Genomic DNA, 25,852 nt, shown 5'->3' on the forward strand with positions numbered 1-25,852 from the left:
ATGGTCGCAGTCCATAACCCAGCACATGACATCATTTTAAAGCCAGTTGTTTCTGAAAAAAGCTATGCAGCTTCCGATCGTGGTCAGTACACCTTCGTTGTAGCTCCAAATGCTAACAAGGTTCAGATCAAGCAGGCTATCGAAGAAATCTTCAAAGTCAAGGTAACGAATGTTAACACCTTGAATCGCGCTGGCAAGCTTAAGCGCTCTCGCACCGGCTTCGGTCGTCGTGTGAATCAGAAGCGTGCTATTGTCACCGTGGCACAAGGTCAGACAATCGATATCTTTGGTAACTGAAGGCTAGCCGAGAAAAGTAAAGGAATACTACATTATGGCTATCCGCGTTTATAAGCCTACGACTGCAGGACGTCGTAACGCATCCGTTTCGGACTTCTCCGAGATTACGCGTTCCACTCCTGAAAAGTCGTTGGTACGCAAACTCAGCAAAACTGGCGGTCGTAACTCTTACGGTCGCATGACTTCCCGCCATCGCGGCGGCGGACACAAGCGTCAGTATCGTCTCATCGATTTTAAGCGTTGGGACAAGGATGGCGTGCCAGCAAAGGTTGCTCATATTGAGTATGACCCTAATCGTTCCGCTCGCATCGCATTGTTGCATTATGCAGATGGTGAGAAGCGCTACATTATCGCTCCTGAAGGCATTTCCCAGGGAGATGTTATTGAGACTGGCGCCCAGGCTGATATTAAGCCAGGCAACAACTTGCCTCTTAAGAACATCCCAACTGGTACCGTGGTGCACGCAATCGAGCTTCGTCCACTTGGTGGCGCAAAGATTGCACGCTCCGCAGGTGCTGCCGTTCAGCTCGTAGCTAAGGATGGCGCTTACGCTCAGTTGCGTATGCCATCTGGCGAAATTCGTAACGTGGACGCTCGTTGCCGCGCTACAATCGGCGAGGTTGGTAACTCCGACCACGCTAACATCGAGCTTGGTAAGGCAGGTCGTGCTCGTTGGCTTGGTCGCAGGCCAATCACCCGAGGCGAATCTATGAACCCTGTTGATCACCCTCATGGTGGTCGTACCCGTGGTGGTAAACCACCTGTTTCTCCATGGGGCAAGGGCGAGGTTCGTACCCGCCGTCCGAAGAAGGCTTCGAACAAGATGATTGTTCGTCGTCGTCCGAATGGTAAGAACCGCAAGTAAGGGAGTGTCGAACAGATGACTCGTAGCATCAAGAAGGGCCCTTTCGTCGACGCCCACTTACAGAAGAAAGTCGACGAACAAAACGACAAGGGCACGCATAACGTCATCAAGACGTGGTCGCGTCGTTCGATGATCACTCCTGATTTCATTGGACACACCTTTGCCGTACACGATGGCCGCAAGCATGTGCCGGTATTCGTTACCGAAGCAATGGTTGGTCATAAGCTCGGTGAATTCGCCCCAACCAAGACCTTCAAGGGTCATGTGAAGGACGACAAGAAAGCACGCCGCTAAAGGAGAGTTAGGACACATGGAAGCTAAAGCAATCGCTCGTCACGTACGTGTGACGCCGCGCAAGGCTCGCCGCATGGTCGACCTCATCCGAGGCAAGCGTGCAAGCGAAGCTATTACCATTTTGAAGTTTGCTCCTCAGGACGCATCTTTACCAGTGCGTAAGGTTCTTGAAAGCGCGATCGCTAACGCTCGCGTTAAGGCTGAAAAGGCTGGAGAACCATTCCGTGAGCAAGACTTGGTCATCAAGGAAACCTATGTGGATGAGGGTGTAACGCTTAAGCGTTTCCGCGCTCGTGCACAGGGTCGCGCTGCGCGCATTAACAAGCGCACAAGCCATATCACTGTTATCGTCTCGCTTAAGGAAGGGGATCGCTAAAGATGGGTCAGAAGATCAATCCTTTCGGCTATCGCCTGGGCATTACCGAGAATCATCGCTCTAGGTGGTTCTCTGATTCTACTAAAGCCGGCGAGCGTTACCGTGACTTCGTCCTTGAGGATGACAAGATTCGCAAGGAAATGAGCCATGACCTCGAACGTGCAGGCGTGTCCCGCATCGTTATCGAGCGTACTCGTGACCGCGTTCGTGTTGATATTCACACCGCTCGTCCAGGTATTATTATCGGTCGTCGTGGCGCAGAAGCCGAGCGTGTTCGTGCAAAGCTTGAGAAGCTCACTGGTAAGCAAGTACAGCTCAACATTTTCGAAGTGAAGAACGCTGCACTTGACGCTCAATTGGTTGCTCAGGGAATTGCGGAACAGTTAACCAACCGCGTTACATTCCGTCGCGCTATGCGTAAGGCACAGCAGGATGCAATGCGCGCAGGTGCAAAGGGTATCCGTATTAAGCTCTCCGGTCGCCTTGGTGGCGCCGAAATGAGCCGTTCTGAGTTCTATCGTGAGGGTCGCGTTCCACTGCAGACCCTGCGTGCCCTTATTGATTACGGCTTCTTTGAAGCTAAGACTACCTACGGCCGTATCGGTGTAAAGGTATGGATTTACAAGGGTGATATGACCGAGCGTGAGTTCGAAGAGCAGCAGGCCCAGCAGGGTAAGCGTGAGGGTCGTCGTGGCGATCGTCGTCCACGTCGTGGCGCACGCTCTGCTAACCAGCAGAAGGCTGCCGAAGCACAGGCTGAAAAGCCAGCTGAAGCTGCAGCTGCTGAAGCTCCTGCCGCAACGGAAACGAAGGAGTGAGCAGATGCTTATCCCAAAAAGGACTAAATATCGCAAGCAGCACCGTCCTACCCGTAGCGGCATGTCTAAGGGTGGAACCGCTATCGCTTTCGGCGATTTCGGTATTCAGGCGCTGGCTCCGGCGTACATCACTAACCGTCAGATCGAGGCAGCCCGTATCGCAATGACCCGCTATATTAAGCGTGGTGGTCGCGTGTGGATTACGGTTTTCCCTGATCGTCCATTAACCAAGCACCCGCTTGGTGCACGAATGGGTTCCGGTAAAGGCGCTCCAGAATTCTGGATTGCTAACATCCATCCAGGTCGTGTAATGTTCGAGATCGGTGGTGTTTCTGAGGACGTCGCTCGCGAGGCTTTGCGCCGCGCTATCGACAAGCTCCCAATGAAATGCCGTGTTATTGCGCGTGAAGGCGGTGACATCTGATGCCAGTCGGAACTGCAGACTACACCATCAAGAATTTAAACGAGAAGACTAATGCTGAAATCGAAGGCTTCTTAAAGAAGTCTAAGGAAGAGCTTTTTAACTTGCGCTTCCAGGCAGCAACTGGTCAACTCGAAAACAGCGCTCGCCTCAAGGCGGTCAAGCACGACATAGCCAGGATGTATACTATCCTGCGTGAGCGTGAACTCGGCATCAGCCAAGAGCCTGGCGCCACTGAGGTCAAGGAGAAGTAAGCATGGCTGAGAACCAAGAGCGCAACTTCCGCAAGGTTCGTCGCGGCTACGTCGTGTCCGAGGCCATGGACAAGACAATTGCCGTGGAGCTGGAGCAGCGTTCGACACACCCACTTTACGGTAAAGTCGTCCGCTCCACACGCAAGGTCAAGGCACATGATGAGCACAATGAGGCGCATATTGGCGATCTCGTGAGTATCATGGAAACTCGGCCTTTGAGCAAGACCAAGCGTTGGCGTCTCGACTCGATTATCGAGCGCGCCAAGTAAACAAGTTCAGCAAGGCTCCGCGCTTCACCTGTGCCTGTTGTTTAGTAGGTACGGGTGAGCGGGGAGAACCAGCTCGACTAAGGAGAATCAATGATTCAGCAGGAAACGCGGCTTCATGTCGCCGACAACACGGGTGCTAAGGAATTACTTGCCATCCGCGTGCTCGGTGGATCGAAGCGACGCTATGCCGGCATCGGCGACATCATCGTCGCCTCCGTCAAGGACGCTATCCCTGGCGGGTCGGTCAAGAAAGGCGACGTAGTTAAGGCTGTCGTCGTCCGTACTGTCAAGGAACATCGTCGTGTTGATGGTTCCTATATTAAGTTCGACGAGAACGCCGCTGTTATTCTCGGCTCTGGCCGTGAACCAAAGGGCACTCGTATCTTTGGACCAGTCGGTCGTGAATTGCGTGATAAGCGCTTCATGAAGATTGTGTCCCTCGCCCCGGAGGTGATCTGAGATGGTAGCCAAGATTAAGTCCGGCGACCAGGTAAAGGTTATCCGCGGCAAAGATCGCGGTAAGGAAGGCAAAGTACTCCGTGTACTCGCCGAAGACCGTTTGATCGTCGAGGGTGTCCAGGTTGTTAAGAAGCACGTGCGTGCTACCCAGCAGGGTCAGCAGGCAGGTATCGTCTCTGTTGAGGCTCCAATTCACCGTTCTAACGTTATGGTGATTGACCCAGAGACCAAGCAGCCTACCCGCGTGGGCGTGATTGTCAAGCAAGAGGCTCGTGACGGCAAGGTAAAGACCGTGCGCGTGCGTGTCGCTAAGAAGTCCGGAAAGGAGCTGGCATGACCGATACTACAGTTGAGGCGCCGGCAACTCCGCGCTTAAAGCAGCAATACAATGATCAAATCGTTCCAGCTTTGGAAAAGGAATTTGGCCACACTAATCCTATGCAGGTGGCTCGTTTGCAGAAGGTCGTCGTCTCTATGGGCGTTGGCGCTGCAGCTCGTGATTCCAAGCTTATCGAAGGTGCGATTAAGGATCTCACTTTGATCACTGGTCAAAAGCCAAAGGTTACTAAGGCTAAGAAGTCTGTTGCACAGTTCCATCTGCGCGAAGGACAGGCTATCGGCGCTTACGTAACTCTTCGTGGTGATCGTATGTGGGAGTTCTTGGATCGTTTGCTCACTCTGGCTCTGCCACGTATCCGCGATTTCCGTGGTATCAATGGCAACCAGTTCGACGGTCAGGGTAACTATAACTTTGGTCTTACGGAGCAGTCAATGTTCCACGAGATTGATCCTGATTCGATTGATCATCAGCGTGGTATGGACATCACCGTGGTGACCACCACCAAGGACGATGTGGAAGCGAAGTCGCTACTTAAGCACCTCGGTTTCCCATTCAAGGAGAACTGATATGGCAAAAACCGCTCTGAAAAACAAGGCGGCCGCTAAGCCGAAGTTCAAGGTGCGCGCTTATACGCGTTGCCAGGTTTGTGGTCGTCCTCACTCCGTGTATCGCAAGTTCGGTCTGTGCCGTGTATGCCTTCGTGAAAAGGCACATCGCGGTGAGTTGCCGGGTGTTACGAAGTCCAGTTGGTAAATATCGACGCTGAAGGTCCACTGCTTTAAGAATAACTAAAACAGGCGGTGGAAACCACGGCGAGAAAGGGCGTTAGCCCAACATGACAATGACAGATCCTATCGCAGACATGTTGACACGTCTGCGTAATGCGAGCGCGGCAAAGCACGATACCGTGGAAATGCCGTACTCCAAGTTCAAGGCGAATATCGCCGAGATTCTGAAGCGTGAAGGCTATATTAAAGACTTTGCTGCTAAGGAAGCCAAGGTTGGACAGACTTTGGAAGTCACATTAAAGTATGGCTCCAATGGTCAGCGTTCCATCCAGGGCATCAAGCGCATTTCTAAGCCAGGCTTGCGTCGTTACGCAAAGTCTGATTCTTTGCCTATGCCTCTTGGTGGTCTCGGTATCGCTATTATCTCGACCAGCTCGGGATTGTTGACTCAGAAGGAATGCCTCGACAGAGGCATTGGCGGCGAAATCGTCGCCTACGTATGGTGAGAAAGGAGAGCTGAAAATGGCATCGCATATTGGTAAGCTCCCCGTCGACATTCCTGCAGGCGTGGAAGTAAAAATTGAAGGTCAGTCCTTTAGTGCTAAGGGTGCTAAGGGTGCTGATTCCTATGTAATTCCAGAAGGTATTACCGCTGAAGTTGCTGATGGCAAGATCGTTTTAACCCCAGTTGACGATTTGCGTCCAACTCGTGCAAAGCATGGTTTGGCTCGTGCAATCGTAGCGTCCATGGTTAAAGGTGTGCACGAAGGCTACACCAAGACTTTGGACATTGTTGGAACTGGTTATCGTGCTGTGATGAAGGGTAAGGGCATTGAGTTCTCACTCGGATATTCTCACACTATTACCGTTCAGCCACCTGAGGGCATTGAGTTTGAATTGCCAAACGCAAATCAGGTAATCGTCAAGGGTACTGACAAGCAGGCCGTTGGTCAGGCTGCCGCTAACATTCGCAAGCTGCGTGCTCCAGAACCTTATAAGGGTAAGGGCATTAAGTACAGCGATGAGCGTATTTTGCGCAAGGCTGGAAAGGCTGGTAAGTGATATGAGCGTTAAGATTTTCGGTAAGGGTACCAAAGTCGCGCGTTTGCGTCGTCACGCCCGTCTTCGTAAGCGCATTTCTGGCACTCCAGAGCGCCCACGTTTGGTAGTTTCTCGTTCTAACCGTCACATGGTTGCTCAGATTGTGGATGATACTAAGGGTCTTACCCTTGTAAGTGCTTCCACCTTGACTTCTGACTTCGCTGGTTTTACTGGCACGAAGACTGAAGCTGCTACCAAGGTTGGCGAGTTAATCGCTGCCAAGGCGAAGGAAGCGGGTATTACCGCTGTAATCTTCGATCGTGGCGGTAATAAGTATCATGGTCGCGTCGCAGCAGTAGCTGAAGGCGCCCGTCAGGGAGGTCTAGCACTGTGAGCGATAACGAAAAGGAAACCCAAGTGGCTGAAGAAACTCAGAACACTCAGGCATCCGCCGAGGAGCGTACTGACGATCGCCGTTCCCGTCGCTCTAAGGGCGAAGGTAAGCGCGGAGAGCGTCGTAACCGTCGTGAAGAAAACCGCGGCGAAGAGCTTCTGGATCGCGTAGTTACTATTAACCGTGTTTCCAAGACTCACAAGGGTGGTCGTACCTTTAGCTTTGCAGCACTTGTTGTTGTTGGCGACGGTAAGGGCACTGTTGGTGTTGGCTACGGTAAGTCTCGCGAAGTTCCAGCAGCTATCGCTAAGGGTCAGCTTGATGCTAAGAAGCATATGTTCACTGTTCCACGTATTCGTGGTACCGTAACCCACCCTGTGTTGGGTCACGATGCTGCTGGCACAGTTTTGCTTCGTCCAGCTGCTCCAGGTACTGGTGTAATTGCTGGTGGCGCTGTGCGTGCTGTTATGGAGTGCGCTGGCATTACCGATATCCTCACCAAGTCCATGGGCTCTGCAACCGCTGTTAACGTGGTTCGCGCTACTGTGGATGCTTTGAAGAAGCTTGAAGAGCCAGAGGAGATTTGCGCTCGTCGTGGACTTTCCCTCGAGGAAGTTGCACCAGACGCATTGCTTCGTGAGCGCGCTGCAGGCATTGCCGAAGCTCGCAAGGCTCGTGAAGAAGCTCAGGCTGCTAAGGCTGCCCAAGCAAAGGATGGTGAGTGATGGCTAACTTGAAGATCACTCTGGTGCACGGTTTGGTTCATTCCACCGAGCGTCAGCGCGCGAACGTTCAAACTCTCGGTCTTCACAAGATTGGCCAGAGCGTTGTTCGCGAGGACAATCCAGTCAATCGTGGCTTGGTTATGGCCGTTCGCCACTTGCTGAGCGTTGAGGAGGTTGACTGATTATGGCTAATGAAGAACCAATGTTGCACATGCACACGTTGCGTCCAGCTCCAGGAGCTAAGAAGGATCGCATTCGCGTGGGTCGTGGTGAAGGCTCTAAGGGTAAGACTTCGGGTCGTGGCGATAAGGGTACGAAGAAGCGTTACCAAGTTCGTCCAGGCTTTGAAGGCGGCCAGCTTCCACTTTACATGCGTTTGCCTAAGCTTCGTGGCTTTAAGAGCCCATTCAAGAAAGAGTTCCAGGTTGTTAATGTTGCAGCCCTCGAAGAACTCTTCCCAAATGGTGGCGAAGTTACTGTTGCTGATTTGGTAGTTAAGGGCGCTGTGCGTGATGGCTATCCAGTTAAGGTTTTGGGCGATGGCGATCTTAAGGTTGCTTTGACTCTTAAGGGAGTTAAGGCTTCTGCATCCGCTAAAGCCAAGATTGAGGCTGCTGGTGGCTCTGTTAGCGAAGAGTAATGTACTCAGCTGATAATGCTAATTAACGCAGTGATTTAACTGTTTAATAATCCCTCTAGTTTTAGCTAGAGGGATTATTTTTTATTGACTAAACTCACGGAATAACTGTATCGGTATGCACCGTGATATAAACTATTGCCTCAGAGTTTGTTTTTTTACTGTTGCGCCTAGATCGTAGCGCAAAAAAGGGAGGAAGACCCAGGTGAAAACGTTAATCCAGGCCTTCAGGACGAAGGAGTTGAGGAATAAGATCCTCTTCGTCTTCGCAATGATTATCATCTACAGAATCGGTTCCTTTATTCCGATTCCTGGCGTTGATTACAAAGTTATACGTGCTTGCACAGCCAAGCTTGCTTCTTCTAGTGAAAACTTTATTGGTTTGGTGAACCTGTTCTCTGGTGGTTCGCTTTTGCAGCTGTCTATTTTTGCATTGGGTGTTATGCCTTATATTACGGCATCTATTGTTATTCAGCTGCTTAGAGTTGTGATTCCTCGCTTTGAGGCTCTTCACAAGGAAGGTCAGTCTGGAGAAACAAAGCTTACTCAGTACACTCGTTATTTGACTATTGGCTTGGCAATTTTGCAGTCCACAACCATTTTGGTTACTGCACGTTCTGGTGCACTATTTAATTATCAGTGTGGTCAGGTTATTCCAGATGGCTCTATGTGGAGCTTACTGGTTATGGTTTTGATTATGACTGGTGGCACTGGTTTGATCATGTGGATGGCAGAACTTATTACGGATAAGGGTATTGGTCAGGGCATGTCAGTGTTAATCTTCATGTCTATCTGCTCTGGCTTCCTTCCAAAGCTGTGGGAAATTGGTTGGGGAACTAATGGTACTAATGGCGATTGGACCAAGTTCTCTATTGTCGGTGGTGTTCTGCTTGTAATTCTTATTTTCGTTGATTTCGTGGAGCTCGCTCAGCGTCGAATTCCTGTACAGTATACGCGCCGAATGATTGGTCGTAAGATGTACGGCGGTTCTTCCACATACTTACCTCTTAAGGTCAATATGAGTGGTGTTATCCCACCAATTTTCGCGTCTTCGATTCTTGCTATTCCAACTCTTCTTGCTCAGTTTGGTGATAGTCGTAAGGATTGGGTGCGTTGGATTAATGCCAATTTAGCAAATTCTACTTCTGTGTGGTACATAGCTTTGTACACAGTTATGATTGTGTTCTTCTGCTTCTTCTACACTGAGATTACTTTTAATCCAGATGAAACTGCAGATAACATGAAGGAATACGGTGGTTTTATCCCAGGTATTCGTGCTGGTAGTGCTACAAGCCGTTATCTTAGCTATGTTATGAATAGATTAAACACTGTTGGTGCTGTCTATTTGCTATTCGTAGCGTTGATTCCAACAGTTTTGATTATGTCTTTGCACCTTAATATGAAGCTTCCATTTGGTGGTACTACGATTCTTATTATCGCAGGTGTTGGTTTGGATACTTTGCGTCAAGCCAAGGCTCAGACCGAACAATTCCAGTATGCTGGATTCTTGTTTGATCATGACGATAGTAAGCAAGTTACTAAGTAGTATTACTAGATAGGTTTTGTTGTTAAGATTTGCGATGGAGCATAAGAAACAAGGAGATTAATATGCGATTGCTAATTATGGGACCGCAAGGCGTTGGTAAAGGCACTCAGGCTGCTTTGCTTGCAGAGCATTATGGGATTCCTGCTATTTCTACTGGCGATATTTTCCGTTATAACTTGAAGAATCAAACGGAGCTTGGTAAGAAGGTTCAGGGTTATCTTGATAAGGGTGAGCTTGTTCCAGATGAATTGACAAATAGCATTGTTAAGGACCGTCTTGCTCAGGATGATGCTAAGAATGGCTGGATTCTTGATGGATATCCACGTAATGCATCTCAGGTTAAGGCTTTGGATCTTATGCTTGAGGAGCTTGGTACTCCTTTGGATCATGTTGTTGCTCTTGAAGCAGAGCGTGAGGTTTTGCTTGAGCGTATGAAGAAGCGCGCAATTGAGCAGGGTCGTTCAGATGATACTCCTGAGGTAATTGCTACTCGTTTGGAAACTTACGAGAAGGAAACTGCTCCTCTTCTTGATATTTATGAAAGCCGTGGTCAGCTTGTTGAGGTTGATGGTGTTGGCGATATTGCTGAGATCAACAATCGCATAGTTGAGTCTTTGGTATGAGATTTATTTAAGATTTAGATTTTCTCACATTTATGATGCGCCTTTTGCGACACGCCGAGTGTTGTATTGGGCGCATTTACTGTATCATAGAAGATTGGCGTGTCTTCGGATACGTAAAGTAGTACGTCCAAGGAACGGAACGAGGCTCATGGCAAAAGACGGTGTGATTGAAGTTGAAGGCACGGTAGTTGAAGCACTGCCAAACGCGATGTTTCGCGTTCAGCTTGAGAACGAGCACATTGTACTGGCTACGATTTCTGGAAAGATGCGTAAGAATTATATTCGTATTCTTCCGCAAGATCGTGTTGTGCTGGAGATGAGCCCTTACGATTTGAACCGTGGTCGTATTACGTACCGCTATAAGTAAAGGTACAAGCAAAGGAAAACCATGAAGGTCAGCCCTAGCGTGAAGAGGATCTGCGAAAATTGCCGTGTGATCCGCCGTCACGGTCGCGTCATGGTGATTTGCATCAACCCACGTCATAAGCAGCGTCAGGGCTGAGTGGATCCCCACCGCGAAGATAAAGGAATAAGGCGCTAAGTCGCAGCTAAAGCTGAACCCTGGGTGCGCAGGCCCAGGCCGCAGAATTGCGGGAGACTTGGTGCACGACCTGCGTAATAGTAAAGGAATTACAATGGCACGTCTTGCCGGAGTAGATATTCCCAATGAGAAGCGCATTGAGATTGCCCTCACCTACATTTTTGGTGTAGGCCGTACTCGCGCTAAGGAAACGCTTGCCGCGACCGGTGTTAATCCGGATACCCGCGTCAAGGATCTTACGGATGAACAGTTAATCACTTTGCGTGATTATCTTGAAGCTAATTATAAGATTGAAGGCGATTTGCGTCGTGAAATCGATGCAGACATTCGTCGTAAGATTCAGATCAACTGCTATCAAGGCCAGCGTCATCGCAAGGGTCTTCCTGTGCGTGGTCAGCGTACTAAGACTAATGCTCGTACTCGTAAGGGTCCGAAGCGTACTGTCGCCGGGAAGAAGAAGGCCACCAGATAGTAGTCGGTGGTCGGCTCTAGGCCACGAGTTAATTCTCATCGCCTAGACATACCAACTAATTCGTCATTAGGAAACGAGGGTCAATGGCAGCTGCAAAGCAAGCCTCGCGCAAGCCGCGTCGCCGGGACCGCAAGTCGGTACCGGTTGGGCAGGCGCATATTAAATCAACATTCAATAACACGATTATTTCCATCACCGATCCATCGGGCGCAGTCCTTTCTTGGGCTTCCGGTGGCGATGTCGGCTTTAAGGGTTCCCGCAAGTCGACTCCTTACGCTGCAGGTATGGCTGCTGAGTCTGCTGCTCGTAAGGCAATGGAACATGGCCTGAAGAAGGTCGACGTGTTTGTTAAGGGTCCAGGTTCCGGTCGTGAAACCGCTATCCGTTCCCTTCAATCCGCGGGTCTTGAGGTCGGTTCTATTACCGACGTCACCCCACAAGCGCATAACGGCGTTCGCCCACCAAAGCGTCGCCGCGTCTGAGCACTCTTACGAATCCATCCATCCAACCCGCTTATGGGCGGCGAGTGCACCACCGACCAGAAGCTGAAAGGATACAAAAGTGCTTATCGCACAGCGTCCAACACTTACCGAGGAATCACTGAATCCCCAGCGTTCTCGCTTTACAATTGAGCCGTTGGAACCAGGTTTCGGATACACGCTCGGCAATTCGCTGCGTCGTACCCTGTTGAGCTCCATTCCAGGTGCTGCCGTAACTTCGGTACGCATTTCTGGCGCTCTCCATGAGTTCACGACTCTGCCAGGTGTTGAAGAGGATGTCACTGAAATCCTGCTGAACATTAAGGGTATCGTACTTACAAGTGAGTATGACGAGCCAGTAGTGATGTATCTTCGCAAGAGCGGCAAGGGTGAAGCAACAGCTGGAGATATTACTCCTCCTGCTGGCGTCACTATTGCCAATCCAGAGATGCATATCGCTACACTTGCTGAAGATGGCGAGCTTGAAATTGAGTTCACTGTGGAGCGCGGTCGTGGCTATGTGCCTGCTCAGATGAACAAGCAGGAAAACAGCGAAATCGGTCGCATTCCAGTGGATTCGATCTACTCACCAGTTTTGAAGGTGAGCTATAAGGTTGAAGCTACCCGCGTGGAACAGCGCACGGACTTCGATAAGCTCATCCTGGATGTGGAAACTAAGCCAGCTATTACACCACGAGATGCAGTTGCATCTGCTGGTTCGACTTTGGTTGAGCTTTTCGGTCTTTGCCGTGAGCTTAACGTCGATGCAGAAGGTGTTGAAGTTGGTCCAGCTCCAGTCATGGGAGAAGTTGATTCTCAGATGGCTACCCCGATTGAGGATTTGAATCTTACGCAGCGCAGCTACAACTGCTTGAAGCGTGAGGGAATCCACACTGTCGGAGAGCTGGTAGTACACACTGAGCAGGATTTGCTCGATATTCGTAATTTCGGCATGAAATCCATCGATGAGGTTAAAGAGAAATTGCAGTCTATGGGATTGTCTCTTAAGGCCTCGCCGCTTGGCTTTGACGCCAATAATCTCGAAGGTGGCACGTTCTTCTCGCCAGAAGACGAGTAAACAATCCACCGCCAATCGTCGTGGTTTTTGGATGTTCGGGTTTTTGCCCACCTGAATTCTGCGACAATAAGGAGTAATAATGCCTACACCGAAACAAGGGCCTCGTCTGGCTTCTAGCCCAGCGCATGAGCGCCTGATGCTGGCCAACATGGCTACTAGCCTCTTCCAGCACGGTCGTATTGTGACTACTTTGCCAAAGGCAAAGCGTCTTCGTCCACTTGCTGAGCGTTTGATTACATTCGCTAAGCGTGGCGACTTGCATTCGCGCCGCCGTGTGTTGCGCGTGATTCGCAATAAGTCCGTTGTTCACATGCTTTTCACTCAGATTGCTGAGCAGATGAAGCAGCGTGAAGGTGGCTATACCCGCATCGTTAAGATGGCTCCTCGTCGTGGTGATACTGCTCCACAAGCTATTATTGAGCTTGTTGTTGAGCCAGTAAGCCCAAAGAAGGCTGTCGTTAAGGAAGCTGAGTCTGCTGCTAAGGTTGCTGCTAAAGAAGAAGCAGCCGAGTAGTTTAGATTAGCATCTTGATGCATCGGTAAGTAAATCTTTTGCGATTAATCGCAAGTATAAAGGTTTATTAGACGGGTTGGAGTTTTATCTCCAGCCCGTTTTTATGTTTTTGTAGTTATCTTTTAATGTCTTTTAATGTCTTCTGATGTTTCTGACGTCTTTTAGTATCAAGCAACATCGAGTAGTATCAAGCAACATCAAATAATATTAAGTAGTATCAAGTATCAATTATTATTGAGTTATGCCAAATATTCTCGATTTAGTGAGCAATGATTTTACTGATTTTACTAATCGTAAATTTAATGCTGTTGATTCGCTCGTTTTTTGCGAACTGGCTTATATTTGCATGCCTGATTCTATTCCAAAATACGATGATGATTCGGATAATTTGAATACTGTTCCTTTGTGCGACTTGCTGCGCGCTGAGGATTTTTCTTCAATGTTTAGCTCTGGTTCAGCTAAAGTTGATGATTTTCGAAAGAGTCTTTTTCTTGCTGTTGCGGCTAGTCCGCGATATAGGGGAATACGCGTCGGTGAGGTTCTTGAGCGTTTTGATGAGTCGAATATTGACGATTCGTGTGAACAGCAGTTTGCTGCAGTAACTTTTGACTTGACTGATTGTGTTGGCTATAGATGTTTTGTTGTTGCTTTCAGGGGGACTGATAACACGCTTGTTGGGTGGAAAGAAGATTTTAATATGGCTTTTCGCTGCCCAGTTCCAGCTCAAGAGTCTGCTGCAGAATATTTGCTTTCGATAGCAAGGCGTGTGCATAAAAATTATTGCAATAATAGCGTTAAGAATAATATTTTTCATAGGATTTTTGGTTATATTGCGAATTTGTTTGGGAAGAAGCCAGAGCAAGCTGATATGCTGCAATCTGATACGCTGCAAAACGATATTGTGAATCAAAATAATGATTCTAATATTTTTGTTGTGGGTCATTCAAAAGGCGGGAATATGGCTGCATATGCGGCAATGCGTTTGGACGCAGAAAATCAACAACTTGGTGATCTTGTCAGTAAAATTTATTCTATGGACGGTCCTAGTTTTGGCTCGGATGTTGTTGATCCAAAGGTTTTTTCTCGCGTTGTTTCTAGGATTGAAAAAGTTGTTCCACAATCTGCTTTTATTGGATTGATCATGGATACTGGCGTACCGTATAAAGTTACGGTTGCTGAGTCGATTGGATTGATGCAACATTTTGGCATGTATTGGCAGGTTAAAGACGGAGATTTTGACTATTGTGATCATGTAACTCCGCGTGCGCTTGCTGTTTCTAAAGCTGCTAATGATTGGATGTTGAATTTGTCTTTCGAAGAAAGAAAACGCAAAATTGATGGTGTTTACAACGCTTTAACTAGCTTAGGATATCCTACTTTTGATGAAATTTCTGCGCATTGGTCGGAGCTTTTGCCGAAAATATTGAGCATAGCAACGCATATGGATTCAAAGACTTATGAGTTAATTCGTAATATTATGAGTGCGTTTACTGGTGTTGGTGGATCAGAACATAAGAATTGAAAAGATTATTGTTGCAGTCTGGAGACTAGGGCAACTAGGGCGACTAGGGCAACTAATATTCGGTTTTTATAATAATTGTTTTGGAAGGTTTTTTTTGATGCGTCTTCGTTTGGATTTAGCTTATGATGGCGGTGATTTTTACGGTTGGGCTAAGCAGCCGAATTTAAGAACAGTGCAAGGCACTTTGGAAGACGCTTTATATAAAGTTTTGCGTGTGCATGATGGCGATTCTTGTTTTCCGCTTCGACTCACAGTTGCTGGTCGCACGGATACTGGTGTTCATGCTTCTTATCAGGTTTGTCATTTAGATGTAGAAAATGATATTTTACAAAATTGTGTTGGACACACAAATTTGACGCCTGTAAAAGCTTTAGAATATAGGCTTCGTGGGGTTTTGCCTAAAGATATTTCGATTCACAGTGTAAGCATTGCACCAAGCGGTTTTGATGCTCGTTTTTCTGCGCTTGATCGCACATACGTATATAGGATTAGTGATGCGGCAAATCGCGCGAATTTAGATCCGCGTATGCGTGGTTTTGTGTTACAACTTGACTACGATTTAAACGTTGATGCCATGAATCAGGCAGCAGCTATGATTGTTGGTTTGCGCGATTTTGGGTCTTTCGCTCGCCCAAATCCTGGTGGAACTACGATTCGCTGCGTTAAAAAAGCGGTTTGGAATCGCGTTTGTTCGGATGGTTGCGCGTCTGTTGGTTCGTCTATTGCTTCTAGATCAACTGGCAATATTCCGCCTATTGAGCATGGTTTGATTGAGTTTACTATTGTTGCTGATGCGTTTGCACATAATATGGTTCGTTCTCTTGTTCAGGCTTGTGTACAAGTTGGTTGCGGTAAGCGTTCTGTTGACTGGTTTAAGGATAAGATTGAAAATCCGATTCGAGAAGGATCTACTGGTCCTATTGCGGCTAATGGTTTGACTTTGGAATATGTTGAATATCCTCCAAAAGATCAACTTGAAGATAGGGCTAATGCGATTCGCGCTCGTCGAACTCTTGAAGAACTTGATTGATTGTTTGCAAAATTATCAACACAAATTTGTGTATATTCTAGGGTTGGTTTACAATTGAAAAGTTGCGTTTCTTTCTGCGTTTTGCAGTTCGCGCAAAATGGATGAATGTCCGAGCGGTCTAAGGAGCACGCCTCGAAAGCGTGTGAGGGTTACACCCTCCGCGAGTTCAAATCTCGCTTCATCCGCGAATAGGGTTTCTGGCTTTTGCTAGAAACCCTTTTTTGTTCGCGTTTGTGTATTTTTGCCTGCGTTTGTTTCTTTTATCCCATGTTTGTTCCCAAAATTGCCAAATGCGTAAACAAACACGGGCAAGTGTTCCCGCATTTGTTTCTTTTATCCCGCGTTTGTTCCCAAAATCGTCAAATATGTAAACAAACGCGGGCAAGTGTTCCAGCATTTGTTTACCAAATGGGTCAAAAAGGGAACAAACGCGGGAATTTAATTGGGTGCGATTATCTTGTAGTGTGGAATTTGATGTGGCGCCGGTGTGGAATTTGGTTTGGTGTGATGTTTGTGCGGTGCTAGTTTGGTGTTGGTTGGTTGTCGGCGTGTTGCGTGTGTGGGTTGTGTGGAATGTTGATTTTTCAATGGTTTTCAGGTGTTGGTGTTCTTGTTTGAGTAGTTTCCTGAGAAAAGTCTGGGAAAATTCTTTAAAAACCTTGAAACAATGTGTTTTTACGGTTTTATTAGTGTTAATCCACAAATATTATGGTGAAAATAGTTTTTATTGTGGATTAGTTTGTGTGTAACATTATTTTTTTCTGTTTGTTTTGTGTGGTTGCCTCTTGACTTTTTTAAACGGGGGGGGGGTATGTTAATAACAGCTGCTAGCTAGATGCTCTAGATGGTGGTTATCCACAATGTTTTGAATGTTGTTGGATGTTTAAAATTTTTCTTCGTGTACCTGCACGGAGGAGAAGAAGAAAGGAAATTAAAATGATGAATAAGAAGGCTATCGCCGCTTTCGCTGCTGGCGCTACTTTGCTTGCCGGCTTCGCAATGGCAACCCCAGCATTCGCTGGTGCTAGAAAAGATGCTGCTGAGCATACTCTTGAAGTTCTTGCTGCTAATAAGGACTTGAGAACCTATATGAAGAATTTGGCTGAAGCAAATAAGCAGCTTATCAAGGATAACGCTACTCTTGCTGCAGCTACTGTTAAGGCTTCTACTTCTAAGGCTAAGGCTGATGCTGCTAAGAAGGTTGCAGATGCTGCAGAGCAGAAGATTAAGGATGCTCAAAAAGCTTATGATGATGCTCTAAAAGAGGAGTGTGGCGCTAAAGGTGCAAGCGAACAAGCTAATAAAGATGCTTTTGCTAAGACTGAAAAGGGCAAGAATCTTCAGAAGGTTATTGATGAAGCCACTGCTGATAAGGATAAGAAGACATATACTTATCAGGAACGTGGTGCTGCTGGAGTGACAACTAAGAAGGATACTCCTGCGAATGCTTACACTGCTTTGCAGGGATATGCTGATGCTGATGAGCTTGTTCGTGCTGGTGCTGAGGCTGCTGTTGAGTCTCAGAAGCAGCTTGTTGAGCAGGCTAAGGCTAATGTAAAGATGCAGCAGGAAATTATCAACCAGCTTAATGGTGTTACACCTGATTCAACTAAGCCTGATCAGACTAAGCCAGATCAGACTAAGCCAGATCAGACTACCCCAGATCACACCAAGCCTGTTCAGACTGCTGATCCAACTAAGTCTGCTGCTTCTGCTGAGTTGATGCGTACTCAGGTTGTGTTGGCTGAGGCTGATGCTACTAATAAGGATGCTCAGGAGAAGTTTGTTAAGTCTAAGGCTGATTATGAGGCTGCTAAGACTCAGATGGCTGCTTTTGATGCTCAGGTGAAGTCTGCTGCTGATCGTGAAGAGGCTCTTCGCGTGGCTGGTAAGACTGATACTGATGCTTACAAGGCTGCTGTTATTGATTTGAAGGCTGCTCAGTCTAGGGCTAATGCTTATAGGACTCATGAGTATGCTAATGCTGAGAAGGATTTCGGAGAGAAGAGTGGTAAGGCTTTGCTTGCTGCTGCTGCTTATAATGCTGCTCTTGTGAATTATCGTGCTGCTTATAATAAGGCTGTTGAGGTTGAGGCTTCTGCTGTTAAGGGCTTTGCTGATCCTAACACTTTGAACCCAGTTTCTACTGATTTCCCTGCTGCTCCTGCTGCTGCTAAGGCTGAGGCTAAGAAGGTTGAGGCTAAGGCTGAGGCTAAGGCTGCTGCTCCAGCTGGTGTTGCTGGTAAGGCCGCTGCTGCTAAGGGTGAGCTTGCTGGTATGGGCGCCAAGGGTGGCAATGGTCATGGTGGTAAGGCTGGCGAGAAGCTTGGTAATGCTGGTGTTGGTGTTGCTTTGACTGCTTTGGCTGCTTCTATGCTTGCTGGTATGGGTGCTGCTGTTCGCAAGATGCGTCACTAAGCATTATTCACCACCTTATTTAAGGTTTGCGCTCAACGACTGGTGTGGTGTTTTGTAGGGAAGCATCACACTGGTTTATTCCCGGTTCTCTTTGGTTTTATTGTTTTAACATTGGTTTGCTATTGTTTTTCTTTTCTTCCCAGTGTTGATTCGTTTAGCTTATTGGGTTTTGGGTGTTGAGTGTTGTTGCTTTCGGTTTTGTTTGCTACTAGGGGCTTGCAAAACCGAAAGCATTTTTTGTTTTTAAGAGCTTATTGTGTGTGATAGCTTTTATAATTAATACTCTATGAGTATTAATTTTTCGATAGATGAATTTAAAAATTAATTTTTATATAAATTTTGAGCTTTTAATAATAATTATTGATCTTACTAGTGCAGCGATTTTTATTTGAAAACGTTTTCAAATTTATTATTAAGTTTATCGTTAACTGCAATAAAGCCACTATATATAAAGAAAAAATCATATTTTTATTATTTTTATTATTTTGGTAGCGCTTTCAAACAATATGCGTTACTATAAAGGTGTCACAAGCTTTGTCGAGTGGCGTATGAGTTTATTGCCAAGAAGGTTCAAAGGAGAATTCAATGAAAAGGCAAACTATTCTACAGCTGGCATTAGTTGGTGTACTCAGTCTAGGATTGACTTTGTCGGGATGTGGTAATCCTGCTGCTATGAGTAATAATTCTGATGAGTCTACAACTTCTGCAAATTATTGGCCGAATGCAAATAGGAAATTATCAGGAGTTAAGCTGACTTTTTGGGTTGGTCAATCTGATAATAAAGTACCTGTGCGTGTTATAAAGGATTTTGAACATGCTACTGGCGCAAAAGTGGATTTACAAACAATTCCAGACACTTATGAAAATAATGTACAAACAAAGATTACTACTGGAGATATGCCAGATTTAGCGACTTGGGAACCTACAAATTCTATGCTTGCTGGGTTTGTTAGTACAGGAAAATTACAGAAGTTGGATCACGCTCCATGGGTTAAAAATTATGCGTCTGGTATTTCTGAATTAGGGAAAACAAAGGGTCATCGATATGCAGCTTTGATATCCCCAGTTAATGTTATGGGCGTTTGGTACAACAAGAAAGTATTTGAAAAAGCTGGTATTACTGATCTTCCTAAAGGATGGGATGGGTTGCTCGAGGCTGCTAAGAAAATACAAAAGACGCATGCAGCACAGTCTCCATTCTTCGAAATGGGTGGTTCTCAATGGGGTACTCAGTGGGGTGTTCAGGTTCAACTTGCAGAATCGGCTCGTGCTGGACTTTGGGATCGTGTAAATAGCGGCAAAGAGAAGTTTACAGACAAAATCATTATGACTGCTATAAAGAATTATAAGAAGTTATTTGATGATGGATTGTTTAATAATGATGCTGGTTCTGCAACGCTTAATGATCAAGCTGCAGCATTATTTGAAGGCAAAGCAGGTATGATTTTTGGTAATAACGCTCAATTTAATATTGCTGCTGCATTAGCCAATAATGATAAGAAAGTTATAGATGATACTTTAGGGTTCTTGCCGATTTCTGCTTCTGGTAATATCTCGTCGTTGTCTCCTGGAGCTTCAAGCGCAGTAGTAGCTTTCAAGACTGGTGATGCGCAACGTGAATCTGCAGCACGACAATTCTTGAATTTCTGGATGTCTGTTGGCTATAAGAATTTTGTTAATGATCGTAACCTTGTTTCCGCTCTTAAGACTGTTGCATCTCCATCAACTGTTCCTCAAGCTTTGATTGATGCTGCTAATTCTATTGGTCATAGTGCTCCATCTATGCAGTCAGCTGCTATTGCTAATCCAGATCTTTATTTGAATCTCGCTAACATGATAAATGGAACTGTGAATCCAGAACAAGTAGCTAAAGCAACGCAAGATCAGTTTGCCCAGATTGCAAAAGCCCAGGGTGCAAAAGGATTCTAACAGAGTTTTGATTCTTAAAAATATTCATTAATGAGGTGATTAAGAGATTTATTTTTTAAATCTCTTAATCACCTATAGCGGGTATTGAATTATATTCATCTGTCTGCGTGAAGTTATTTGAAAGGTATTTATTATGGGTACTCATAGTAGTTTAATGAGAAAAAATTACCCCTTAGCTTTTTTGATTCCTGCAGGTGTTATGCTGACAGTTTTCTTTATTGCTCCAACAATTATGAATTTTGTTTATGCATTTACTGATTGGTCTGCTTTTAAAAATACGATTAATTTTAATGGTTTTGATAATTTTCTTTCATTATTCCAAAACGGAATCTTAATGAAAGATATACAAATAACATTGTTTTATGCCATATGTATTGCTATTTTTCAAAATGTATTTGGATTATTCTTGGCTGTTTTGTTAGAAAAGGATACTCTGTTAAATAGATTAGCAAGAATAATGTTTTTTATCCCTGTAATTATGTCTGCATTAGCTGTTGGATATATTTGGCAGGCAGTTTTAAAAAATTCAGGTGCGCTAGATCAGATTCTCTCAGGTATATTTGGTCATAGTATAACTACTGGATTATTGGCTAATACCCATACTGCAATCATTACAATTGCGTTCGTTCAAGGATGGAAGTGGATGGGTTTGTCAATGCTTATATTCCTTGCAGGATTAAAAACTATTGATTCAGATGTTCTTGAAGCTGCTTATATTGATGGTGCAAGTAGCGGTCAGATTTTCTGGAAAATTAAATTCCCTCTGTTAGCTCCCGCATTCACGTTTAATGTTGCGACAAGTTTACTTGGTTCATTAAATGGATTCGATATGGTGCAGGCTATGACAAAGGGTGGACCTGGTGGTTCTACAGAAATTCTTAACATCTTTATTTGGCGTACATTTGGGCAAGGATTATATGCTCAATCGACAACAATGAGTATGATTCTTTTCATTTTAGTAGCACTTATTGCTTTACCTGTTATATATATTCTACGCCGTAGGGAAAGGAATATTTTCTGATGTTAATGCGTTTGTTAAATTTATGTTTTCGCAATCAGACGATTGTAAATTCCAATAGTTCTGTTAGATTATCAAAGATTAATCGCGTTGCTCGACGTGTAGTTCATGATATTTTTGTAATTTTTATCATGATTATATTTCTTGCAATTCCATTTTGGCTGTTGATAATTACCGCTGGTAAAACACAGAGTGAAGCACTGAAACTTAGTATGTCTGTTCCTAAACAATGGCATTTGCTTGAAAATTTTTTGACTGTCATACGTGATGGGAAAATGTTAGCGGCATTTTTTGGATCTATAATTGTCACGTTACCATCTGTGTTTATTGCTATATTTGTCGGGTCAATGGCTTCGTGGGTTTTAGCAAGACGTGCAACTAAGCCTGTTGCAGCTTTGTATGTTGTAGGTATATCTGGGCTAATATTGCCTCCTGCCGTAGTTACAGTAATGATGCTGTTGAAAATGATTGGTCTTTCTGGAACTGCAGTAGGAATGATTTGCGTTTATGTTGGTATTTATTTGTCTACAGTTATATTCTTTGTAACTGGATTTATTCGTACTATACCTACGGCTTTAGAAGAATCGATGAGGGTAGATGGTGCTTCGCCTATTAGAATATTCTTCATGCTAATTCTTCCGCTTCTTGCACCAACAATTGCTACTGCAACCATTCTTCTTATACTCTATATATGGAATGACGTTTTTTACGCTCTATTTATACTTTCTGGAAAGATGAGTACATTGCCTCTTAATTTGTATAATGTTGCTAGCGCTGGATTGTATCTTAATAATTGGCATTTGATTTTTGCGTATATAGTTCTTATGAGTCTGCCATTGCTTATAGTTTTTGGTATAGCACAGCGAAAGATAATCAGTGGTATTACTGGAGGTGCAGTAAAGTAGTAGCTGCTATTTGTGGTTGCATTGGTTGTTAGATTTAATTAGTAGTTTTAATATTAAATTGTGGTTTTGATGGGAGATTATATTGTGACAAAGAGGTCGAACAATAATAATAAACCGCCATCTATTAGTGATGTGGCTAAGCTTGCTGAAGTATCTACATCGTCTGTATCTAGGTATCTTAATCATTCTGAGAGTTTAACGCCAGCTAAGAGGGAAAGTATTGCTAATGCTATTAAATTACTTGATTATCATCCGTCATTGCTGGCGCAAGGTTTAGCTTCAAAGCGATCTAATGTAATAACATTTTTCGCTGGTCAAGATTTACTATATGGCGTTGTTGGTTGCATAAAAGGCGTTGAAAGAATAGCTTCGCAATCAGGAGTTGTGGTTAACGTTATTTTGTTTGATGAGCATCAATCTCCTTATACTCTTAAGCAATGTATTAAGTCAGCATTAAGTACTAATCCATTGGGAATAATAATTGATCAACCTCGATATGGAATAGCGTGTGATGAAATTATTAGAAATGCGCAGAAAGATTTACCAATTGTTCTTATTGGTGGGAATAGGCGTAAGGGACAGTATCAATTGTTCACTCACGATGATCAGGGTGGATATGCGATAACAAAATATTTGTTATCTCTCGGATCAGATACTGTCTATTATGTTGCGCCTCCAGAAGAAGATGAAGAGCAAACTAGGCAATCTGGTTGGAAAAAAGCCTTAGAGGAAGCTGGAGCAGTAATACCAAATCCATATAAAACCTCGTGGGATCCATTAGATGCTGAAAAAATTGGTGTGTCTCTTGGCAGGCGCAATGATGTAACTGCTATTTTTGCTGGTAATGATGAAATTGCTTTAGGAGTTATGCGTGGTTTATATTCAGTTGGTAAACATGTTCCTGAAGATATAAATGTTATTGGATTTGACGATAACCCAATTGCTAGATTATCTGTTCCAGCATTAACTACATGGCACCAAGATTTTGAACTTTTTGGAGCTTATGCTGCTCAGATAATTCTAGATCAGTCAAATGGTAAAGCAGTAATAGATAAAGATGAGCCACATTTTATAGGTCATAATACAGAGCAATTAGTTATTCGTGAATCTACTCGTTATCGTAAAAATGGATAGTTTATATGGATTTTGTGTTGCTAGTGGTTAATCAGGTGAAAGAATAAATATGGTGTTGAAAACTAAAATTTTTACAAATAATGGGATATCGGTTATTTATCGAAATATAGGTTGCGATAACGTTGATTTTGTATTGGTTCCAGAGAGATTTGCCGATAAAGCAATGCGTGATGATTGCAAGCCAGAACCATTAGTACAAGCGAAAATTGTTGGTGATTCTTATCCAGATGGTTTCGCGCAAGGCAGAACAATGAGAAATTCATCTACGGTGCAGGGTATGCATTTCGTTTCTCAGAATTGCGTTATGAGAGGCAAATCTTCGTTTATTACTACAGTATTAGAAGACAGTAGACATGTACAGTATATTCATAATTTGCAATTTGGAGCTTGTTCGTCAACTATAGAGATCACTACAGAAGTAAAAAATTGTGGAAATAAACCCGTTACGTTAGAGATGTTGTCGAGTTTTACTTTAGGTTCTCTATCGCCATTATTGACAGGTCTTGCAGCAGAAAGCATGAGAATACACAGACTTCATAGTACTTGGAGTGCAGAGGGACGTTTAATCACAGAAAGACCAGAAGATCTTCAGCTAGAGCCTGATTGGCAACAGCATAGTGCAAATTCTTTACGGTTTGGAAGTGTAGGGTCTTTCCCCGTGAGAGAGTGGGCTCCTTTTATTGCAATAGAAGATATTGTAAATAATGTTACATGGGCTGTATCAACAACTCATGCTTCTAGCTGGCAGATGGAAATATATAGGCGCGATAATGGTCTTTCTATATCTGGAGGTATTGCAGATCGTGAGTTTGGTCATTGGATGCATACAATTAACCCTGGGGAATCTTTTACTGCTCCTTCTGCTATCGCAACTGTAGTGCAAGGTGGAGTTGACTTAGCATCTCAATGTTTATTGGAACATACTCGTGAGAATTTATCTCTGCCGAAAAATGAGAAGGCACATCTTCCTATAATTTTTAATGAATATTGCTCAACATGGGGATTGCCTACTGAGAAAAGTGTTCTTTCGCAATCTAAAATAATAAGTAAGCATGATATTGACTATGTTGTTATTGATGCTGGTTGGTTTGATCATGAGTCGTTTGATACTGCAATAAGGTTCGGAAAATGGTGTGTTGATAAGCAATCTTTTCCTCACGGTATGAAATATGTTGTAGAAAGGCTTCATAACTTAGGTTTAAAAGTTGGAATATGGTTTGAATTTGAAGCAGTGGGAGAAGATGAAGAATCCTTATTCAATCGTACGCAATGGCTGCTTAAAAGGGATGGTGTTCCTATAACGTCAGGGCAACGTCGTTTTTGGGATATGAGAAATAAAAATGTAAGAGAATACTTACGTGTGCGAGTAATTAATTTCTTGAAAGAAAATAAAATTGATTACCTTAAAGTGGATTACAATGACTCTATAGGCATAGGTTGTGAAACCTTAGATTGCGATTATAGGTGTGATTGTAACTCTCTTGGTGATGGTCTTTACTCGCATATTCAAGCTACTATGTCTTTCTTTGATGAAATACGAAAATCTTTACCTAATCTTGTTATTGAAATATGTTCAGCTGGTGGTCATAGATTAGTTCAATCTTTTATGCAAATTGCTTCAATGGCTAGCTTCTCTGATGCACATGAATGTATTGAATCTCCTATCATTGCAGCCAATATGCATAGGATGATTTTGCCGAGACAATCGCAAATTTGGGCAGTGATGAGGGAAAATCTCGATGAGAATGCTGTCATTTATAGGCTTTGTACGGGTTTTCTAGGTAGATTGTGCCTATCTGGGGATGTTGAAAGTTTATCTGATTGGCAATGGAGGTTAATAGATAAGGCTATAGGTCTGTATCAAAAAATTAATAAAACAATCGATTGCGGTATAAGCAGTTGGATTGGTAGTGGAATAGTCAGCTATCGTAGTCCTAAAGGTTGGCAAGCAATCATAAGGAAACCTATGGATTGTAATAATCCTCTGTTTGTTGTGCTGCATACTTTTGCTAAATCACCTTGTAAAGTTATATTGCCTATTCCACATCAATTTGTGGATAAAAATATAGAAACTTTTATGTCAGAAAGTATAAAAATATCGTTCGATGGCGATAGCTTGTGTATAAGTAATCTTCATGATTTTGAAGCGGCTGTTATTGTTTTTGACTAGAATGAGAAAATTTTGCAGGAGTTAATGCAGAGTTTAAAAATTGATATGTTTTTGATAATCCGGAATTAAGGGTTTATATATGTGACTTATTGATTAATTGTCATCGCGGCTACGAGTGATTTATGGTGGACAGTATAAGTGGCAAACAAAAATTCTCGTAGCTTTCTCCTATAGGGCGGCATGAAGTTTGTGTTTTACATGAGCTTTATGCCGCTTTGCCCATGTTTGTGTATTTTTGCCCGAGTTTGTAGTCAGATTTGCTCAAAAGGGAACAAACGCTGGCTTAATCCTTATGTTCTCATGTTTTGACCTTTTGATCATATTGTTGTGTATTTGGTATCATCTAATTCATTGATTTTGTATGTAATTTACATGTATGAGTTATCTCTATTTATGTATTTATTATTTCTAGTACTATTTATGTCTTTTATTTATCTATCTACGATTTATTGGCATGTGTTGCTTGCTGATTTAATTAAGCTATTTTTCTAGTCTCAAGTAAATTTGTAAGAAACGCCGAAATAGTAAAATCATTTGACAAACTTAGGTTAATCA

35 protein-coding genes and 1 tRNA gene are annotated in these 25,852 nt (G+C 44.2%); 35 read left to right on the plus strand and 1 reads right to left on the minus strand.

Annotation, left to right across the window (positions count from 1 at the left end; all coding sequences use genetic code 11):
• From rplW to ABVC65_RS03100, 29 genes are all read left to right on the plus strand, one after another.
• A complete protein-coding gene (gene rplW / locus ABVC65_RS02960; protein WP_004114354.1) occupies nt 1–297 on the plus strand; it encodes a 50S ribosomal protein L23 in 297 nt (98 codons plus the stop codon).
• Between the two features lie 34 nt (nt 298–331).
• On the plus strand, nt 332–1,162 hold the full coding sequence (gene rplB, locus ABVC65_RS02965; RefSeq protein WP_004114355.1) for a 50S ribosomal protein L2: 831 nt from the start codon (nt 332–334) through the stop codon (nt 1,160–1,162).
• Between the two features lie 15 nt (nt 1,163–1,177).
• Nucleotides 1,178–1,456 carry a 30S ribosomal protein S19 gene (gene rpsS / locus ABVC65_RS02970; protein ID WP_004114357.1) on the plus strand — a complete coding sequence of 93 codons (279 nt, stop codon included), beginning with the start codon at nt 1,178–1,180 and terminating at the stop codon, nt 1,454–1,456.
• A 16-nt stretch (nt 1,457–1,472) separates the two neighbouring features.
• Nucleotides 1,473–1,832 carry a 50S ribosomal protein L22 gene (gene rplV / locus ABVC65_RS02975; protein WP_004114358.1) on the plus strand — a complete coding sequence of 120 codons (360 nt, stop codon included), beginning with the start codon at nt 1,473–1,475 and terminating at the stop codon, nt 1,830–1,832.
• A gap of 2 nt (nt 1,833–1,834) precedes the next feature.
• Complete coding sequence (gene rpsC / locus ABVC65_RS02980; RefSeq protein WP_004114360.1) at nt 1,835–2,650, plus strand: 30S ribosomal protein S3; 816 nt, start codon at nt 1,835–1,837, stop codon at nt 2,648–2,650.
• Nucleotides 2,651–2,654: 4 nt separating this feature from the next.
• The gene (rplP, locus tag ABVC65_RS02985; protein WP_004114362.1) at nt 2,655–3,074 is read left to right on the plus strand and encodes a 50S ribosomal protein L16; all 420 of its coding nucleotides are present in this window, start codon (nt 2,655–2,657) and stop codon (nt 3,072–3,074) included.
• A complete protein-coding gene (rpmC, locus tag ABVC65_RS02990) occupies nt 3,074–3,325 on the plus strand; it encodes a 50S ribosomal protein L29 (RefSeq protein ID WP_004105502.1) in 252 nt (83 codons plus the stop codon). Before rplP ends, rpmC begins: the two co-directional genes overlap by 1 nt.
• 2 nt (nt 3,326–3,327) lie before the next feature.
• The gene (gene rpsQ / locus ABVC65_RS02995) at nt 3,328–3,594 is read left to right on the plus strand and encodes a 30S ribosomal protein S17 (RefSeq protein ID WP_004114365.1); all 267 of its coding nucleotides are present in this window, start codon (nt 3,328–3,330) and stop codon (nt 3,592–3,594) included.
• A 90-nt stretch (nt 3,595–3,684) separates the two neighbouring features.
• Nucleotides 3,685–4,053 carry a 50S ribosomal protein L14 gene (gene rplN / locus ABVC65_RS03000; RefSeq protein WP_004114366.1) on the plus strand — a complete coding sequence of 123 codons (369 nt, stop codon included), beginning with the start codon at nt 3,685–3,687 and terminating at the stop codon, nt 4,051–4,053.
• A 1-nt stretch (nt 4,054) separates the two neighbouring features.
• Nucleotides 4,055–4,390 (plus strand): 50S ribosomal protein L24, encoded by a 336-nt coding sequence (rplX, locus tag ABVC65_RS03005; protein WP_004114367.1) that lies wholly within the window; start codon nt 4,055–4,057, stop codon nt 4,388–4,390.
• Nucleotides 4,387–4,959 (plus strand): 50S ribosomal protein L5, encoded by a 573-nt coding sequence (gene rplE, locus ABVC65_RS03010; RefSeq protein ID WP_004114368.1) that lies wholly within the window; start codon nt 4,387–4,389, stop codon nt 4,957–4,959. The genes rplX and rplE overlap by 4 nt, the downstream gene beginning before the upstream one ends.
• Nucleotide 4,960: 1 nt before the next feature.
• The gene (locus ABVC65_RS03015) at nt 4,961–5,146 is read left to right on the plus strand and encodes a type Z 30S ribosomal protein S14 (RefSeq protein WP_004114370.1); all 186 of its coding nucleotides are present in this window, start codon (nt 4,961–4,963) and stop codon (nt 5,144–5,146) included.
• 82 nt (nt 5,147–5,228) lie between these two features.
• Complete coding sequence (rpsH, locus tag ABVC65_RS03020; RefSeq protein ID WP_004114372.1) at nt 5,229–5,627, plus strand: 30S ribosomal protein S8; 399 nt, start codon at nt 5,229–5,231, stop codon at nt 5,625–5,627.
• A gap of 16 nt (nt 5,628–5,643) precedes the next feature.
• Nucleotides 5,644–6,183 carry a 50S ribosomal protein L6 gene (rplF, locus tag ABVC65_RS03025; protein ID WP_004122847.1) on the plus strand — a complete coding sequence of 180 codons (540 nt, stop codon included), beginning with the start codon at nt 5,644–5,646 and terminating at the stop codon, nt 6,181–6,183.
• Between the two features lies 1 nt (nt 6,184).
• Entirely contained in the window at nt 6,185–6,556 is a 372-nt protein-coding gene (gene rplR / locus ABVC65_RS03030; RefSeq protein ID WP_004114376.1) for a 50S ribosomal protein L18, read from the plus strand.
• Nucleotides 6,553–7,281, plus strand: coding sequence for a 30S ribosomal protein S5 (gene rpsE, locus ABVC65_RS03035; RefSeq protein ID WP_004114377.1), 729 nt, complete (start codon nt 6,553–6,555; stop codon nt 7,279–7,281). The genes rplR and rpsE overlap by 4 nt, the downstream gene beginning before the upstream one ends.
• Nucleotides 7,281–7,463 (plus strand): 50S ribosomal protein L30, encoded by a 183-nt coding sequence (gene rpmD / locus ABVC65_RS03040; RefSeq protein ID WP_004114379.1) that lies wholly within the window; start codon nt 7,281–7,283, stop codon nt 7,461–7,463. The genes rpsE and rpmD overlap by 1 nt, the downstream gene beginning before the upstream one ends.
• A 2-nt stretch (nt 7,464–7,465) precedes the next feature.
• Nucleotides 7,466–7,921 (plus strand): 50S ribosomal protein L15, encoded by a 456-nt coding sequence (gene rplO / locus ABVC65_RS03045; RefSeq protein ID WP_004114381.1) that lies wholly within the window; start codon nt 7,466–7,468, stop codon nt 7,919–7,921.
• A gap of 202 nt (nt 7,922–8,123) precedes the next feature.
• A complete protein-coding gene (gene secY / locus ABVC65_RS03050; RefSeq protein ID WP_004122850.1) occupies nt 8,124–9,464 on the plus strand; it encodes a preprotein translocase subunit SecY in 1,341 nt (446 codons plus the stop codon).
• 62 nt (nt 9,465–9,526) lie between these two features.
• Entirely contained in the window at nt 9,527–10,087 is a 561-nt protein-coding gene (locus tag ABVC65_RS03055; RefSeq protein ID WP_004114385.1) for an adenylate kinase, read from the plus strand.
• 148 nt (nt 10,088–10,235) lie between these two features.
• A complete protein-coding gene (infA, locus tag ABVC65_RS03060; RefSeq protein WP_004105485.1) occupies nt 10,236–10,454 on the plus strand; it encodes a translation initiation factor IF-1 in 219 nt (72 codons plus the stop codon).
• A 21-nt stretch (nt 10,455–10,475) separates the two neighbouring features.
• Complete coding sequence (gene rpmJ, locus ABVC65_RS03065) at nt 10,476–10,589, plus strand: 50S ribosomal protein L36 (RefSeq protein WP_003842636.1); 114 nt, start codon at nt 10,476–10,478, stop codon at nt 10,587–10,589.
• Between the two features lie 133 nt (nt 10,590–10,722).
• Entirely contained in the window at nt 10,723–11,100 is a 378-nt protein-coding gene (rpsM, locus tag ABVC65_RS03070; protein WP_004105472.1) for a 30S ribosomal protein S13, read from the plus strand.
• A gap of 83 nt (nt 11,101–11,183) precedes the next feature.
• Nucleotides 11,184–11,582 carry a 30S ribosomal protein S11 gene (gene rpsK, locus ABVC65_RS03075; protein WP_004105468.1) on the plus strand — a complete coding sequence of 133 codons (399 nt, stop codon included), beginning with the start codon at nt 11,184–11,186 and terminating at the stop codon, nt 11,580–11,582.
• 79 nt (nt 11,583–11,661) lie between these two features.
• Nucleotides 11,662–12,657, plus strand: a complete 996-nt coding sequence (locus ABVC65_RS03080) for a DNA-directed RNA polymerase subunit alpha (protein WP_004114387.1) — start codon at nt 11,662–11,664, stop codon at nt 12,655–12,657.
• 79 nt (nt 12,658–12,736) lie between these two features.
• Entirely contained in the window at nt 12,737–13,171 is a 435-nt protein-coding gene (gene rplQ, locus ABVC65_RS03085) for a 50S ribosomal protein L17 (RefSeq protein WP_004114389.1), read from the plus strand.
• 241 nt (nt 13,172–13,412) lie between these two features.
• Nucleotides 13,413–14,693 (plus strand): Mbeg1-like protein, encoded by a 1,281-nt coding sequence (locus ABVC65_RS03090; protein ID WP_353582568.1) that lies wholly within the window; start codon nt 13,413–13,415, stop codon nt 14,691–14,693.
• A gap of 97 nt (nt 14,694–14,790) precedes the next feature.
• Nucleotides 14,791–15,723 (plus strand): tRNA pseudouridine(38-40) synthase TruA, encoded by a 933-nt coding sequence (truA, locus tag ABVC65_RS03095; RefSeq protein ID WP_016818987.1) that lies wholly within the window; start codon nt 14,791–14,793, stop codon nt 15,721–15,723.
• A 99-nt stretch (nt 15,724–15,822) separates the two neighbouring features.
• Nucleotides 15,823–15,908: transfer RNA gene (locus ABVC65_RS03100), tRNA-Ser, on the plus strand.
• Here ABVC65_RS03100 and ABVC65_RS03105 read toward each other — a convergent pair.
• Nucleotides 15,902–16,426, minus strand: a complete 525-nt coding sequence (locus ABVC65_RS03105; protein WP_353582569.1) for a hypothetical protein — start codon at nt 16,424–16,426, stop codon at nt 15,902–15,904. The genes ABVC65_RS03100 and ABVC65_RS03105 overlap by 7 nt on opposite strands.
• 233 nt (nt 16,427–16,659) lie before the next feature.
• Here ABVC65_RS03105 and ABVC65_RS03110 point away from each other — a divergent pair, with 233 nt between their 5' ends.
• The 6 genes from ABVC65_RS03110 (at nt 16,660) to ABVC65_RS03135 (ending at nt 25,297) form a co-directional block, all read left to right on the plus strand.
• Complete coding sequence (locus tag ABVC65_RS03110) at nt 16,660–18,141, plus strand: hypothetical protein (protein WP_353582570.1); 1,482 nt, start codon at nt 16,660–16,662, stop codon at nt 18,139–18,141.
• A 585-nt stretch (nt 18,142–18,726) separates the two neighbouring features.
• Nucleotides 18,727–20,070: an ABC transporter substrate-binding protein gene (locus ABVC65_RS03115; protein WP_192382370.1), complete on the plus strand. Its 1,344-nt coding sequence runs from the start codon at nt 18,727–18,729 to the stop codon at nt 20,068–20,070.
• Nucleotides 20,071–20,203: 133 nt separating this feature from the next.
• Nucleotides 20,204–21,091 carry a carbohydrate ABC transporter permease gene (locus ABVC65_RS03120; RefSeq protein WP_004573746.1) on the plus strand — a complete coding sequence of 296 codons (888 nt, stop codon included), beginning with the start codon at nt 20,204–20,206 and terminating at the stop codon, nt 21,089–21,091.
• A gap of 128 nt (nt 21,092–21,219) precedes the next feature.
• Complete coding sequence (locus ABVC65_RS03125; RefSeq protein WP_020760477.1) at nt 21,220–21,993, plus strand: carbohydrate ABC transporter permease; 774 nt, start codon at nt 21,220–21,222, stop codon at nt 21,991–21,993.
• 84 nt (nt 21,994–22,077) lie between these two features.
• The gene (locus tag ABVC65_RS03130) at nt 22,078–23,127 is read left to right on the plus strand and encodes a LacI family DNA-binding transcriptional regulator (protein ID WP_004116267.1); all 1,050 of its coding nucleotides are present in this window, start codon (nt 22,078–22,080) and stop codon (nt 23,125–23,127) included.
• Between the two features lie 163 nt (nt 23,128–23,290).
• On the plus strand, nt 23,291–25,297 hold the full coding sequence (locus ABVC65_RS03135) for a glycoside hydrolase family 36 protein (RefSeq protein WP_353582571.1): 2,007 nt from the start codon (nt 23,291–23,293) through the stop codon (nt 25,295–25,297).
• The last annotated feature ends 555 nt before the right edge of the window (nt 25,298–25,852 follow it).

The organism is Gardnerella vaginalis (assembly GCF_040427915.1).
Lineage (GTDB): Bacteria > Actinomycetota > Actinomycetes > Actinomycetales > Bifidobacteriaceae > Bifidobacterium > Bifidobacterium vaginale_C.

What these genes read in the sequence shown, in the direction of transcription:
- rplW (WP_004114354.1), top strand. Translation starts at nt 1, where the DNA reads ATGGTCGCAGTCCATAACCCAGCACATGACATCATTTTAAAGCCAGTT.
- rplB (WP_004114355.1), top strand. Translation starts at nt 332, where the DNA reads ATGGCTATCCGCGTTTATAAGCCTACGACTGCAGGACGTCGTAACGCA.
- rpsS (WP_004114357.1), top strand. Translation starts at nt 1,178, where the DNA reads ATGACTCGTAGCATCAAGAAGGGCCCTTTCGTCGACGCCCACTTACAG.
- rplV (WP_004114358.1), top strand. Translation starts at nt 1,473, where the DNA reads ATGGAAGCTAAAGCAATCGCTCGTCACGTACGTGTGACGCCGCGCAAG.
- rpsC (WP_004114360.1), top strand. Translation starts at nt 1,835, where the DNA reads ATGGGTCAGAAGATCAATCCTTTCGGCTATCGCCTGGGCATTACCGAG.
- rplP (WP_004114362.1), top strand. Translation starts at nt 2,655, where the DNA reads ATGCTTATCCCAAAAAGGACTAAATATCGCAAGCAGCACCGTCCTACC.
- rpmC (WP_004105502.1), top strand. Translation starts at nt 3,074, where the DNA reads ATGCCAGTCGGAACTGCAGACTACACCATCAAGAATTTAAACGAGAAG.
- rpsQ (WP_004114365.1), top strand. Translation starts at nt 3,328, where the DNA reads ATGGCTGAGAACCAAGAGCGCAACTTCCGCAAGGTTCGTCGCGGCTAC.
- rplN (WP_004114366.1), top strand. Translation starts at nt 3,685, where the DNA reads ATGATTCAGCAGGAAACGCGGCTTCATGTCGCCGACAACACGGGTGCT.
- rplX (WP_004114367.1), top strand. Translation starts at nt 4,055, where the DNA reads ATGGTAGCCAAGATTAAGTCCGGCGACCAGGTAAAGGTTATCCGCGGC.
- rplE (WP_004114368.1), top strand. Translation starts at nt 4,387, where the DNA reads ATGACCGATACTACAGTTGAGGCGCCGGCAACTCCGCGCTTAAAGCAG.
- ABVC65_RS03015 (WP_004114370.1), top strand. Translation starts at nt 4,961, where the DNA reads ATGGCAAAAACCGCTCTGAAAAACAAGGCGGCCGCTAAGCCGAAGTTC.
- rpsH (WP_004114372.1), top strand. Translation starts at nt 5,229, where the DNA reads ATGACAATGACAGATCCTATCGCAGACATGTTGACACGTCTGCGTAAT.
- rplF (WP_004122847.1), top strand. Translation starts at nt 5,644, where the DNA reads ATGGCATCGCATATTGGTAAGCTCCCCGTCGACATTCCTGCAGGCGTG.
- rplR (WP_004114376.1), top strand. Translation starts at nt 6,185, where the DNA reads ATGAGCGTTAAGATTTTCGGTAAGGGTACCAAAGTCGCGCGTTTGCGT.
- rpmD (WP_004114379.1), top strand. Translation starts at nt 7,281, where the DNA reads ATGGCTAACTTGAAGATCACTCTGGTGCACGGTTTGGTTCATTCCACC.
- rplO (WP_004114381.1), top strand. Translation starts at nt 7,466, where the DNA reads ATGGCTAATGAAGAACCAATGTTGCACATGCACACGTTGCGTCCAGCT.
- ABVC65_RS03055 (WP_004114385.1), top strand. Translation starts at nt 9,527, where the DNA reads ATGCGATTGCTAATTATGGGACCGCAAGGCGTTGGTAAAGGCACTCAG.
- infA (WP_004105485.1), top strand. Translation starts at nt 10,236, where the DNA reads ATGGCAAAAGACGGTGTGATTGAAGTTGAAGGCACGGTAGTTGAAGCA.
- rpmJ (WP_003842636.1), top strand. Translation starts at nt 10,476, where the DNA reads ATGAAGGTCAGCCCTAGCGTGAAGAGGATCTGCGAAAATTGCCGTGTG.
- rpsM (WP_004105472.1), top strand. Translation starts at nt 10,723, where the DNA reads ATGGCACGTCTTGCCGGAGTAGATATTCCCAATGAGAAGCGCATTGAG.
- rpsK (WP_004105468.1), top strand. Translation starts at nt 11,184, where the DNA reads ATGGCAGCTGCAAAGCAAGCCTCGCGCAAGCCGCGTCGCCGGGACCGC.
- rplQ (WP_004114389.1), top strand. Translation starts at nt 12,737, where the DNA reads ATGCCTACACCGAAACAAGGGCCTCGTCTGGCTTCTAGCCCAGCGCAT.
- ABVC65_RS03090 (WP_353582568.1), top strand. Translation starts at nt 13,413, where the DNA reads ATGCCAAATATTCTCGATTTAGTGAGCAATGATTTTACTGATTTTACT.
- truA (WP_016818987.1), top strand. Translation starts at nt 14,791, where the DNA reads ATGCGTCTTCGTTTGGATTTAGCTTATGATGGCGGTGATTTTTACGGT.
- ABVC65_RS03110 (WP_353582570.1), top strand. Translation starts at nt 16,660, where the DNA reads ATGATGAATAAGAAGGCTATCGCCGCTTTCGCTGCTGGCGCTACTTTG.
- ABVC65_RS03115 (WP_192382370.1), top strand. Translation starts at nt 18,727, where the DNA reads ATGAAAAGGCAAACTATTCTACAGCTGGCATTAGTTGGTGTACTCAGT.
- ABVC65_RS03120 (WP_004573746.1), top strand. Translation starts at nt 20,204, where the DNA reads ATGGGTACTCATAGTAGTTTAATGAGAAAAAATTACCCCTTAGCTTTT.
- ABVC65_RS03125 (WP_020760477.1), top strand. Translation starts at nt 21,220, where the DNA reads ATGATTATATTTCTTGCAATTCCATTTTGGCTGTTGATAATTACCGCT.
- ABVC65_RS03135 (WP_353582571.1), top strand. Translation starts at nt 23,291, where the DNA reads ATGCGTGATGATTGCAAGCCAGAACCATTAGTACAAGCGAAAATTGTT.